This is a genomic window from Aquimarina besae (genome assembly GCF_042434905.1).
Classification (GTDB): Bacteria; Bacteroidota; Bacteroidia; order Flavobacteriales; family Flavobacteriaceae; genus Aquimarina.
Genome location: NZ_CP170199.1, coordinates 652,046 through 663,606 on the forward strand (window position 1 = coordinate 652,046; position 11,561 = coordinate 663,606).

An 11,561-nucleotide genomic window follows, 5' to 3' on the forward strand; every position below is an offset into this window, starting at 1 on the left:
AATTGCGCAAAGATTTGTTTTTTTGCGCCAAACAATTAACTCAATTCATTATAATGAAAAAGATTACATTTTTATTTGTTGTAATTCTTTTAGCAACGGTTGCACAAACCTTTGCTCAGGGTGTTACAAAATCTTCCATGAATGGAAAAGTAACGGATAATACCGGAGCACCGCTTCCGGGTGCTAATGTAATTGCAATTCACACTCCTTCCGGGACTAAGTATGGCGCAATTACAGATTTTGACGGTTTCTACAGAATCGCAAATATGAGAACTGGCGGACCATACAGAGTGACAATCTCATACGTAGGTTTTTTAGGATTTGTTCAGGATGGAGTATATCTTCAATTGGGAGATTCTAAAAACATTAGTACTCAGATGAAAGAAGAAGCTAGTGCTCTTGAAGAAGTTGTAATAACAGCTACTCGTAATGGGGTATTTGACTCAGGTAAAACAGGTACTGAAACCACAGTAACAGAAAGACAAATTAATAATTTACCTTCTGTTTCAAGATCTGTAGCTGATTTTGTGAGAATCACTCCACAAGCTCAGATCACTGAAGGTGATGACGGGTTCTCTGTTTCTTTAGCAGGGCAAAATAACCGTTACAACGCCCTATATATTGATGGTGGTGTAAGTAACGACGTATTTGGTTTGGCAGGATCAGGAACAGACGGTGGACAAACTGGAGTGAATCCGTTTTCCATCGATGCTATCGAGACCTTTCAAATTAACATTGCTCCATTTGATGTAAGACAATCTGGTTTTGCCGGTGGTGCGATCAACGCGATTACAAGATCCGGGACAAACAAAATCCAGGGATCTGCTTACACATATTTTAGAAATCAGGATCTTGCAGGAAAAACTCCTCCTAGTCTTGTTGGAGATGGTGAATCTGCTGAAAAATTAGCAGACTTTTCTTCTAACATCTATGGTATTAGAGTAGGTGGTCCAATCGTAAAAGACAAATTATTTTATTTTGTAAACTACGAAAGAGAACAAACTGAAACTCCACAACCTTTTAATTTTAGTAATTACCAAGGTGATTCTAGTTTATCTCAAATACAAGATCTTTCTAATTTCTTACAGACTACATACGGATTTAATCCAGGTGGATTTGATAATAATACCAGAACTTTAGATAGTGATAAGTTTACAGTAAGACTAGACTGGAATATCAACGATAATCATCAGTTGAGTGTTAAACACAATTTTGTAAAGGCAGAAAATCTTGAAGCAAGAAATAGTGGTAACAGAAATATTGGTTTCATTAATGGGTCTGAATTTTTTGAAAGTACGAAAAATGAAACTACTTTAGAATTAAATTCTTCTTTCGGTAGTTGGGCATCTAATAGTCTATTAGTTGGATATAAATCGGTTAGAGATGATCGTGATCCTTCTGGCAATCCATTCCCAAGCGTCGATATTAGAGATGGTGGTGGTACTATTACTTTTGGTGCTGAACCTTTCTCTACTGCTAACTTATTGGATCAGGATATTTTAAATATAGCGGATAATTTTGAAATCTATAGCGGTAAACACACCATTACAATTGGTACCCAACACGAGTTTTCAAAAATAAAGAACCTTTTCTTTGCGTTTAACTATGGTGACTATACATTTAACAGTGTTAGCGACTTCTACGCTGGTATTATTGATGAATACCAAAGAGGTTATTCTTTAGTTGGAGGAACAGCTGTAGGTGATGAATCTGACGGTGCTTCAGAATTCAAATTATACCAGCCAAGTGTTTACATTCAGGATGAAGTAAGTATTGCTGAAAACTTTAGATTTACTGCAGGTTTAAGAGTAGATGTACCTATTTTTGATGATGGTCCTGTAAATGATGATTTCAACAATAGAACAATTCCTATCTTGGAGGCTGCAGGAAAAGATCTTCAAGGTGCAAGAGTTGGTAAAGCAATCAACCCTAAAGCTCATTTATCTCCGAGAATTGGATTTAATTGGGATGTAAAAAACAACAAAACTACTCAAATCCGTGGTGGTTTAGGGATGTTTACTTCTAGAATTCCTTTAGTATGGCCTGGTGGATCATATAATAATAATGGTATTACTGGTGGATTTACCGGTGGATTTAACTTAGATCCTTCAACCATCACTTTTAACCCTGACATTAACCAACAACCAGTGGCTGTAGAACCTGGAACAGGTGGACTTGCCGGTAATATAGATATTTTCACACCAAACCTAAGGTTACCTCAGTTTATGAAATATAATATTGCAATAGATCAAAAATTGCCAATATGGGGATTAATTGCTAGTGCAGACTTCTTATATACGGATGTAATTACAAATATCTATTATGAAAACTTAAACATCGGAGAAGCTGAAGGTTTCTTGAATGGTGCTGATAACAGACCTTTTTATAGCGACAGTTTTGGAGATCTTTTAGATAACACCTATGGTAGAATTACTCTAGGAACTAACACTGGTGAAGGTTTCTCATATAACGCATCTGTTACGTTAAGAAAACCATTTGAAAATGGATTCCAAGGAAGTGTTTCTTACTCTTACGGTGAGGCAGAGTCTATTTTTGATGGAACTTCTTCTCAAAACAGTTCTCAGTGGAGAAATATCCAAACTGTAAACGGTAAAAACTCTGACTTACCAACATCCAGATCTGATTTCTCTCAAGGTTCTCGTATCACTGCAAACGTAAGTTATGAAAAGGAATACCTTGGATTTATGAAATCTACTATAGCACTTTTCTTTGAAGCTAATCAAGGTGCTCCATACTCATTTGTTTATAGAGAAGGTAGAGATCTTTTAAATGATGACTCTAGAGATAATGCTTTAATATATATACCTGCTAACCAAAGCGAAATTGTATTGGTTGATGGAGAAAATGGATTAAGTTCTCAACAACAATGGGATGCTTTAGACGCATTTATTGAAGGAAATGATTACTTAAGAAGTAGAAGAGGACAATATGCAGAGCGAAATGGCGACAGAGGTCCTTGGAGTAATACTATTGATTTAAAATTCCTACAAGATTTTTATATCAATACAGGAAAGCACAAAAATACACTTCAGGTATCTTTAGATATTTTCAACTTCACTAATTTACTAAATGAAGATTGGGGGAAACGTAAGTTTATTCCTGGGAATGTTGGATTATTAGAAACAGAGCAGGCTGGTCCAAATCCAGAGTTTAGTTTTAACCCTGCTTCTTTCGAAGATGGATTAGAGCAGTTAGATGATAGAGGATTACAATCATCAAGATGGCAAATGCAAGTTGGTTTAAGATATATCTTTAACTAACACCTTCTTATCATTATATATCAAAACCTCGCTCCATTTGAGCGAGGTTTTTTTATTCATTATGTTTACCTTTGAGAAAATTAATTTAAAAATAAGATTCCGCTTTGCAGCGGGATGAGTTCAACTTGCTATTTTTACCTCTGAATAGTTCGGGATAAAAATAGTTTTCACTAACTAAACACATCATTATGTACGAAGCTATACAAGTCGTTCACTCTTATTGGGCTTATCTGGTTGTTCTAGTGGTTACACTAGCCACTATTAATGCTTTAATCGGTTTCTTTTCTAAAAGAGAATACGCCCCCAAAGATTTTAGAATATCACTTTTTGCACTAATCGTAACTCATCTGCAACTCTTGATCGGAATTATTATATTCTTTGTATCACCTACTGTTTTATGGTTTAGTGATGTTCCTGTAAAGGATATTATGGGTGATCCTCTATTAAGACTGTATAATGTAGAACACCCTACCATGATGATTGCTATGGTTGTTTTTATTACTATTGGATATTCTAAACATAAAAAGAAACTTACATCCACTCCCAAGTTTAAAATGCTTGCGATTTTTTATACAATTGCCTGGTTATTGATGCTTTCCAGAATTCCCTGGGCTAACTGGTTTTAAGAACCAAAAGCAGTCAAGACCAATTTTCTGGAACCTCCATAATTTCTATGTTCGCATAAATAAATTCCCTGCCAGGTACCCAAGTTTAGTTCCCCTTTTGTAATGGGTATCTGCACAGATGTTCCCATTAAAGAAGCTTTAATGTGTGCCGGCATGTCATCAGGTCCTTCATAAGTATGAATATAATACGGTTGGTTTTCAGGAACCAGTTGGTTCATATGGCTTTCAAAATCTTGTCGAACCGTTGAATCCGCATTTTCATTGATGGTTAGGCTTGCAGACGTATGCTTAATAAATACTTGTAATTGTCCGATTTCTATCTTGGTAATTTCTGGAATTTCGGCAAGAACCTCCTCAGTAATTAAATGAAAGCCTCTGGGATACGATTGGAGTTTTATTTCTTTTTGGAAAAATTTCATTTTCAAATATTCTAAAACACCAATTTAATATAAATTTATATCAATAACAGATTGTATTACTTTTAACTCCTATACCTTTGCTTTTTAAATTTTAATCGCATGGGTTTATCCCAAATAAAACTGGTTGCTACAGATATGGATGGCACACTTCTTAATTCCAGAGGAGAAGTAAGTCAATCCTTTTTCTATCTATTTGACGAACTAAAAGAATTAGGAGTTACGTTTGTTGCAGCAAGCGGCAGACAATACTATAGTATCCTACATAAATTGAACGCCATTAAAGATGATATGATTGTCATTGCAGAAAATGGCGCTTTAACCATGCACAAGGATGAAGAATTGCAAACCACAGAAATTGATCGCGAAACCTATTTAGAGTTATTAGAAATCACAAAAGATTTAAAAGGCTCTCAGGTAATATTATGTGGTCGAAAGAGAGCATATATCGAAGATTATGGGAAAGATTTTGAAAACATGCTTAACGAATTCTACGGAAGATATAAGATTGTAGATGATTTGTCTCAGGTACTAGATGATCAGTATCTAAAAATCGCTATCTGCAATGAAAAAGGATCAGAAAAATATTTATATCCTGCATTAAAACATCTAGAAAACAGATTAAAAGTAAAAGTTTCTGGCAAAATGTGGTTAGATTTATCTCACAATGATGCTAATAAAGGACACGCACTTCAAAATCTTCAAAAGAGTCTCAATATTTCAACCCAAGAAACCATGGTATTTGGTGATTACAACAATGATTTGGAGATGATGTCACAAGCCACCTACAGTTTTGCTATGCAAAATGCACATCCTAATGTAAAAGCAGCCGCCAATTACAGCACCAAGAGTAACGATGAAAACGGTGTAGAATATATGTTGGCAAAGATGATCGAAGCCAAAAAAAACAAATTTATTTAATCCGAGTAATTTTTATATCAAAAGGTGACTGATAGAGAACTATCTTTTACTAAGAAAGGCAAGCCAATACGATAGAAATAATAAAAAAGTAAACGTAAATAGGTTGCTTGGTAAAAAAATTCTGCATAGCTAGTTGCGTTAGGGATTTTTAATTATATTTTAAATCTGGAACAAATATAGCAAAATACAATCAATAAATACACTTTATCCTAAAAAAATGCATTTAATCTTGTTTTTTAACTCAATAAACATAGGTTTATTCCTACTTATTTCCAGTAAAATTCCCTAAATAAAATTAGTCATTCAGCTTTAGCACCGCCATAAACGCTTCTTGAGGAATTTCTACATTTCCTACCTGACGCATACGCTTTTTACCTTTCTTCTGCTTTTCAAGTAATTTACGTTTACGAGAGATATCTCCACCATAACATTTGGCCGTTACATCTTTACGTAGCGCTTTTACCGTTTCACGAGCAATAAATTTAGCTCCAATTGCAGCTTGGATTGGAATATCAAATTGCTGACGCGGAATCAATTCTTTCAGTTTTTCGCAAATCTTTTTACCGATAGCATACGCATTATCCTTATGCAATAATGCGGACAATGCATCTACGGTATTTCCATTCAGTAAAATATCCACTTTTACCAATTTAGAAGCACGCATCCCAATTGGAGTATAATCAAAAGAAGCATATCCTTTGGACACAGTTTTAAGACGATCGTAAAAATCAAAAACGATTTCCGCTAGTGGCATATCAAAGGTAAGCTCTACACGCTCTGTTGTCAGATATGTTTGATTTGTGATTTCACCACGTTTCTCAATACACAAAGACATTACAGATCCCACAAAATCAGCCTTTGTTATAATTGACGCTTTGATATAAGGCTCTTCTACACGATTCATTGACGATGGATCCGGTAAATCAGATGGATTATTTACTACGATAATGTCATCAGGATTTTTATTGGTGAAGGCGTGATATGATACGTTAGGCACTGTAGTAATTACAGTCATGTTAAACTCACGTTCCAGACGCTCCTGGATAATCTCCATATGTAACATTCCCAAAAATCCACATCTGAAACCAAAACCTAATGCTGCAGAACTCTCCGGCACAAAGACCAACGATGCGTCATTAAGCTGTAGTTTTTCCATAGAAGCCCTTAACTCCTCATAATCTTCTGTATCTACAGGATAAATCCCGGCAAATACCATAGGTTTTACATCCTCAAAACCTGCGATAGCATTCTTGGTTGGAGTTTTTGCATCTGTAATGGTATCTCCTACCTTTACTTCGCGTGCATCTTTGATACCTGTGATGAGATACCCCACATCACCTGTTTTAATTACTTGTTTGGGAGCTTGTTTTAGTTTTAAAGTACCCACCTCATCAGCAAAATAATTTTTTCCTGTGGCAACAAATTTAATTTGCTGTCCTTTTCTTATTTCACCATTCACCACCTTAAAATAAGTCTCTACTCCTCTAAAAGAATTGTATACAGAATCGAAAATCAAAGCCTGTAATGGTTCATTAGGGTTTCCTTCCGGGGCAGGAATTCGTTCGATAATGGCGGTCAGAATTTCTTCGATTCCAATACCGGTTTTTGCACTGGCAGGAATCACCTCTTCAGGATCACAACCTAACAAATCTACTATATCATCTGTTACTTCTTCTGGATTAGCACTTGGTAAATCTACCTTGTTTAACACCGGAATAATTTCCAGGTCATTTTCCAACGCTAAATATAAATTAGAAATGGTCTGCGCCTGTATACTTTGTGCAGCATCAACAATTAGCAGAGCACCTTCACAAGCAGCAATAGAACGAGAAACTTCATAAGAAAAATCTACGTGTCCCGGAGTATCAATAAGATTCAGAATATACTCTTCACCTTTATATGTGTACTCCATCTGGATCGCGTGACTCTTGATCGTAATCCCACGTTCGCGTTCCAGATCCATATTATCCAATAACTGATTCTGAGCCTCACGAGCTGTAACAGATCCGGTAAAATCTAAAAGCCGATCCGCCAGCGTACTCTTACCGTGATCAATATGCGCAATAATGCAAAAATTTCTTATGTTCTTCATCTCTATTTTTTTTGGCGGGCTAAACCGAGCTATCCGCTATATCTTTTTTGTTTTCTACCGCTCTTGCCTTCAACAACAAAAAAGGATGCCACTTCTATCCCTGCCCGAAAAATTTGATTCTGCTGAATCAAAATCATTTAGTCTGCAAATATAATCGATTTTAGAAGGTTTATATCATCTAATGTTGCATTTTTAGACCAGTAGCTTTATTGATCCTCTAAGATTACTTAGAATTCGTATTTTTGCGTCATAATAAAATTGAAATAACGTAACATACATAGATTGTGGCAAAGATAGGAGACATAGATGTAGGAGAATTTCCATTGCTGTTAGCACCGATGGAAGATGTGAGTGATCCCCCTTTTCGCGCCCTTTGCAAGGAGCAAGGCGCAGATGTGGTGTATACCGAGTTTATTTCTAGTGAGGGATTGATTCGGGATGCGGCAAAGAGCGTCATGAAATTGGATATTTACGAAAAAGAAAGACCGGTAGGAATTCAGATTTTTGGAGCCAACCTGGATTCTATGCTTAAATCTGTTGAGATTGTAGAAGCATCTGGACCGGATATTATAGATATTAATTTTGGATGTCCTGTAAAAAAAGTAGTGAGTAAAGGTGCAGGAGCAGGTATTCTGAAAGATATTGATTTGATGGTTTCCTTAACCAAGGCCATGGTAGAGCATACCAAATTGCCCGTAACTGTCAAAACCAGGTTGGGGTGGGATCATGATTCTATAAAAATAGTAGAAGTTGCCGAAAGAATACAGGATGCAGGAGCCAAAGCTATTGCTATTCACGGACGCACTCGCGCGCAGATGTACAAAGGTAATGCGGATTGGAGACCGATTGCAGAAGTAAAAAATAACCCCAGAATGCATATTCCTGTTTTTGGTAATGGCGATGTGGATAGTCCAGAGCGTGCGATGGAAATGAGAGATCAATATGGATTGGACGGCGCAATGATAGGTCGAGCTAGTATCGGATATCCTTGGTTTTTTAAAGAGGTAAAACACTTTTTTAAAACCGGAGAACATTTACCTCCACCAAGTATAGAAGAGCGTGTTATTGCAGCACGTAGACACTTGCAAATGGCTATCGACTGGAAAGGAGAAAAGCTAGGTGTTTTCGAAACACGAAGACATTATACCAATTATTTTAAAGGAATTCCGCACTTTAAAGAATACCGAACCAAGATGGTAACCAGTGATCATTCTGAAGATGTATTTGCTGCTTTTGATGAGATTCAGGAAAAATTTGCAGGATTTGAGTTTGTATAAACTTTTTTTTGGGTTACAAACTCACCAATTTCTGATTGATTCTACTAGATGCTAATAAGGAAGCTATAATACCAATCACGGTAATTGTTAAAAATACAAGCACAAAGCTAACTCCTGTGATTTTGGTTGGATACGGCAGTGATGGTGTTATCATCAAAAGACCAAACTGTTGTTGACATACAATGATTATAAAGCCTAAGACAAGGCCCAATAAAGTTCCTAAAATTGTCATCAGCGATCCCTGCAGCAAAAATATAGCCCTTATTTTTGGTAAGGTCGCCCCTAGATTATATAGTGTTTTAATATTACTTTTTTTGTCAATAATCATCATAATAATTGCACCGGCAACATTAAATAACGCGATGATTGCGATCAAGGTAATTACCAAATACGAAGCTAAATTTTCTGTATTTAGCATTTTATAAAGAGTATCATTAAGTTGTATTCTGTTCTTTATAACTATCTGATCTTCAAAAATTAACCGTAATTGTTTTTTAACATCATCTTCATCTGTATCCGGTGATAATTTTAGCTCTATATTGGTAACAAAACCTTCTGGTATTTTTAACAAATCTCTTGCTAAACCAATCGTAGAAAAAACATACTTTTTGTCAAGATCTTCGTTTACCGTATAAATACCAGTATTTACCGCTGTTTTCTTTCTGAATGCTTTAGATGGATCTTTAGGAATTCCTTTGCCGGGCTTGGGAACATATATATTTAAAAAATTAGTGTAAACTTGCTCTACCCCCATACCCAATTCTCTACTAACACCAAATCCAGAAACTACTTGCGCATCATTACCTACTAACCATTCGCCTATGACAATAATACTATCTGTCTGAATTACATTTTTATAATTAGCATCAACGCCTTTTATAAAAGCAGTTTTTTGCTTATCCTTAAATTCCAGAAAGACACGCTCTTCTATAATCTCAGAGAAATTGGCAACACCTTTTAAATTAGAAAGTTTTTCTTCCTGAGAATTCGTAAAAGCAAATGTTTTTCCACTTGCGGGAAAAAGTTTAAGATCAGGATCAAAATACGTCGAAAACTGAAGGCTAAAATCTTTTAAGCCTGCAAACCCGCACAATACGATGAATAATGACATAGCACCAATAACTACTCCTGCTGCAGCAATACCAGTAATGATATTAATAGCGTTACTGCTTCCTGGAGAAAATAGATATCGCTTAGCGATGTAATAAGGAAATTTCAAATCGTAAACTACGGAATCTAACTAAAATTAATTTTGGAATAAAGATAAAAGATTAATAAGATTATAAAACCCTTATTCTCTAACAAACATTATAAAATTTTATTTCTTTTTACGACGTGGCAGCAAATCAGGATTCTGGATAGGATTCTCTTCTCCTTTAATTGCTTTTTCGATATTATCTATATACTCCAAAGAATCATCAATAAAATAAGATAGCTCGGGCATACGACGAAGTTGATTTTTTGTACGCTGCGCTACTTGATGTTTAATTTGTGATTTTACTGCGTTGACTTCATTTAATACTTTTTCACCTTCACTATGAGGAAAAACACTCATATATACCTTTGCTATCGATAAATCTGTGGTTACACTTACCTTCGTAACAGAAACTAGAATCCCTTGTACTCCTGCTTCACGTAAAGCATGTTGGATTACGTCGGCAACATCTCGTTGTAATACACCACCTATTTTTTTCTGTCTGTTTGTTTCCATAGCTACAAAAATAGGTAATTATGTGATGTATTGATTTTCTTTTATTATAAAATCCTTTGCTTACAACTATTTTATACTTTTACATCCTACTAATGATAATAATTTATAAAATCAGCCATAAAATTTGGAGTTACACCTGCCTCCATACAAAGTAGGTTTCACAACAAAAAAGAATAAACTTAATAGATGAATCATATTAATAAGATTGAACACATTGGAATTGCAGTAAAAGATATTGATCAGGCCAATACCTTATACGAACAATTATTGGGAGTTCCTCCTTACAAACAAGAAGTTGTAGAAAGTGAAGCTGTGATTACTTCTTTTTTTAAAGTCGGTGAAAACAAGATAGAGCTTCTGGCCAGCACTAAAGATGATGGTCCTATTGGAAAATTTATCGCTAAAAAAGGGGAAGGAATTCATCATATTGCGTTTGATGTAGATGATATCGAAAAAGAACTGGAAAGATTAGAGAAAGAAGGATTTCAATTGATTAATAAAACTCCAAAAAAAGGAGCAGATAATAAGTTGGTTGCTTTCATACACCCTAAAACTACTAATGGTGTTTTGGTAGAGCTTTGTCAGGAAGCCCATTTCTAACCCTTACCAAAAACGAGAGAGCATGAAGGTAGATTTTAGCGTGTCTAAAGTTTTCTCAAAATATAGAAAGATTTTTTTGGCGTGTTTGCGGCAATTACTTAAATTTGCCCTCCGTTTTAGGTCCCATAGCTCAGCTGGTTAGAGCACCTGACTCATAATCAGGGGGTCCTTGGTTCGAGCCCAAGTGGGACCACCCGAAGCCTTAGCAGTAGCTAGGGCTTTTTTTATTCACATATAAATCGATGACACAAAATAAAGAAATAGGCTGTTACATCTTATACAGTAAAAAAATAAGCAAGTATTATGTAGGAGTATGTCAAGAAAATTTATCCGAAAGAATAGAAAAGCACAATTCTGGCTTTTATGGTAAGAAAAGCTATACCGTTATCACTAATGACTGGGAATTATACTTATTTATTCCGACCAAAACTTATCGTATGGCATTAGCAGTAGAAAGAAAAATTAAATCGATGAAAAGCAGACGGTATATTAAAAACCTTACAAAGTACCCTGAAATGATTGAAAAAATTATCAAATCTTTATAGAGCACTTGACTCTACCGATAGCTATCGGGACAGGGGGTCCTTGGTTCGAGCCCAAGTGGGACCACCCATTTTGAATAAAGCTGTTTCTTTTT

10 protein-coding genes and 1 tRNA gene are annotated in these 11,561 nt (G+C 35.5%); 7 read left to right on the plus strand and 4 right to left on the minus strand.

From position 1 onward, the window contains the following. The first annotated feature begins 53 nt into the window (after positions 1 to 53). Positions 54 to 3,281, plus strand: a complete 3,228-nt coding sequence (locus tag ACE94K_RS02875) for a carboxypeptidase regulatory-like domain-containing protein (protein WP_378179674.1) — start codon at positions 54 to 56, stop codon at positions 3,279 to 3,281. A 188-nt stretch (positions 3,282 to 3,469) separates the two neighbouring features. After that, complete coding sequence (locus ACE94K_RS02880) at positions 3,470 to 3,907, plus strand: hypothetical protein (RefSeq protein WP_378179677.1); 438 nt, start codon at positions 3,470 to 3,472, stop codon at positions 3,905 to 3,907. Here the strand turns inward: ACE94K_RS02880 and ACE94K_RS02885 are convergent. Continuing rightward, on the minus strand, positions 3,904 to 4,326 hold the full coding sequence (locus ACE94K_RS02885) for a secondary thiamine-phosphate synthase enzyme YjbQ (protein WP_378179680.1): 423 nt from the start codon (positions 4,324 to 4,326) through the stop codon (positions 3,904 to 3,906). The genes ACE94K_RS02880 and ACE94K_RS02885 overlap by 4 nt on opposite strands. Positions 4,327 to 4,425: 99 nt before the next feature. Here ACE94K_RS02885 and ACE94K_RS02890 point away from each other — a divergent pair, with 99 nt between their 5' ends. Beyond that, on the plus strand, positions 4,426 to 5,244 hold the full coding sequence (locus tag ACE94K_RS02890) for an HAD family hydrolase (RefSeq protein ID WP_378179683.1): 819 nt from the start codon (positions 4,426 to 4,428) through the stop codon (positions 5,242 to 5,244). Between the two features lie 295 nt (positions 5,245 to 5,539). Here the strand turns inward: ACE94K_RS02890 and lepA are convergent, their stop codons facing one another. Beyond that, positions 5,540 to 7,336, minus strand: a complete 1,797-nt coding sequence (gene lepA / locus ACE94K_RS02895) for a translation elongation factor 4 (RefSeq protein WP_378179686.1) — start codon at positions 7,334 to 7,336, stop codon at positions 5,540 to 5,542. Between the two features lie 284 nt (positions 7,337 to 7,620). Between lepA and dusB the strand changes: the two genes are divergently transcribed. Beyond that, positions 7,621 to 8,613, plus strand: a complete 993-nt coding sequence (gene dusB / locus ACE94K_RS02900; RefSeq protein WP_378179689.1) for a tRNA dihydrouridine synthase DusB — start codon at positions 7,621 to 7,623, stop codon at positions 8,611 to 8,613. A gap of 13 nt (positions 8,614 to 8,626) precedes the next feature. Here the strand turns inward: dusB and ACE94K_RS02905 are convergent, their stop codons facing one another. Continuing rightward, the gene (locus ACE94K_RS02905; protein WP_378179692.1) at positions 8,627 to 9,832 is read right to left on the minus strand and encodes an ABC transporter permease; all 1,206 of its coding nucleotides are present in this window, start codon (positions 9,830 to 9,832) and stop codon (positions 8,627 to 8,629) included. A gap of 99 nt (positions 9,833 to 9,931) precedes the next feature. Beyond that, on the minus strand, positions 9,932 to 10,324 hold the full coding sequence (gene rbfA, locus ACE94K_RS02910) for a 30S ribosome-binding factor RbfA (protein WP_378179694.1): 393 nt from the start codon (positions 10,322 to 10,324) through the stop codon (positions 9,932 to 9,934). A 186-nt stretch (positions 10,325 to 10,510) separates the two neighbouring features. Between rbfA and mce the strand changes: the two genes are divergently transcribed. The 3 genes from mce to ACE94K_RS02925 all read left to right on the plus strand — a co-directional run bounded on the left by mce (position 10,511) and on the right by ACE94K_RS02925 (position 11,469). Next, positions 10,511 to 10,924 carry a methylmalonyl-CoA epimerase gene (gene mce, locus ACE94K_RS02915; RefSeq protein WP_378179697.1) on the plus strand — a complete coding sequence of 138 codons (414 nt, stop codon included), beginning with the start codon at positions 10,511 to 10,513 and terminating at the stop codon, positions 10,922 to 10,924. 119 nt (positions 10,925 to 11,043) lie between these two features. After that, positions 11,044 to 11,117: transfer RNA gene (locus ACE94K_RS02920), tRNA-Ile, on the plus strand. 49 nt (positions 11,118 to 11,166) lie between these two features. Next, positions 11,167 to 11,469 (plus strand): GIY-YIG nuclease family protein, encoded by a 303-nt coding sequence (locus tag ACE94K_RS02925; RefSeq protein WP_378179700.1) that lies wholly within the window; start codon positions 11,167 to 11,169, stop codon positions 11,467 to 11,469. The last annotated feature ends 92 nt before the right edge of the window (positions 11,470 to 11,561 follow it).

Bases quoted from the DNA above. Each gene is read 5' to 3' on its own strand.
- ACE94K_RS02875 (WP_378179674.1), top strand. From the start codon at position 54: ATGAAAAAGATTACATTTTTATTTGTTGTAATTCTTTTAGCAACGGTT.
- ACE94K_RS02880 (WP_378179677.1), top strand. From the start codon at position 3,470: ATGTACGAAGCTATACAAGTCGTTCACTCTTATTGGGCTTATCTGGTT.
- ACE94K_RS02885 (WP_378179680.1), bottom strand. From the start codon at position 4,326: ATGAAATTTTTCCAAAAAGAAATAAAACTCCAATCGTATCCCAGAGGC.
- ACE94K_RS02890 (WP_378179683.1), top strand. From the start codon at position 4,426: ATGGGTTTATCCCAAATAAAACTGGTTGCTACAGATATGGATGGCACA.
- lepA (WP_378179686.1), bottom strand. From the start codon at position 7,336: ATGAAGAACATAAGAAATTTTTGCATTATTGCGCATATTGATCACGGT.
- rbfA (WP_378179694.1), bottom strand. From the start codon at position 10,324: ATGGAAACAAACAGACAGAAAAAAATAGGTGGTGTATTACAACGAGAT.
- mce (WP_378179697.1), top strand. From the start codon at position 10,511: ATGAATCATATTAATAAGATTGAACACATTGGAATTGCAGTAAAAGAT.
- ACE94K_RS02925 (WP_378179700.1), top strand. From the start codon at position 11,167: ATGACACAAAATAAAGAAATAGGCTGTTACATCTTATACAGTAAAAAA.